Source organism: Burkholderia sp. SIMBA_062, from assembly GCF_046534765.1.
Classification (GTDB): Bacteria; Pseudomonadota; Gammaproteobacteria; order Burkholderiales; family Burkholderiaceae; genus Burkholderia; species Burkholderia ambifaria.
Window position 1 is genome coordinate 1 of sequence record NZ_JAWRYD010000640.1, and the last position, 234, is coordinate 234.

At 60.7% G+C, this 234-nt stretch carries 1 protein-coding gene; it reads right to left on the reverse strand.

Going from position 1 to position 234, the window contains the following annotated elements; translation table 11 throughout:
• Positions 1–234 (reverse strand): glutamine amidotransferase-related protein (locus SB786_RS37750; protein ID WP_410731779.1); only part of this gene is annotated, 234 nt, incomplete at both ends.

A 234-nucleotide genomic window follows, 5' to 3' on the forward strand; every position in this document is an offset into this window, starting at 1 on the left:
GTGCTTCAGGCCCACCACGTCGCGCGCGAATTCGATCACGGCGAGCTGCATGCCGAGGCAGATGCCGAGGTACGGCACCTTCGATTCACGAGCGTACTGAATGGCCTTGATCTTGCCTTCGGTGCCGCGACGGCCGAAACCACCCGGCACGAGAATCGCGTCGAGATGCTTGAGGCTGTCCACGCCCTGTTCGTCGATCTCTTCCGAGTCGATGTACTCGATGTTGACCTTGGT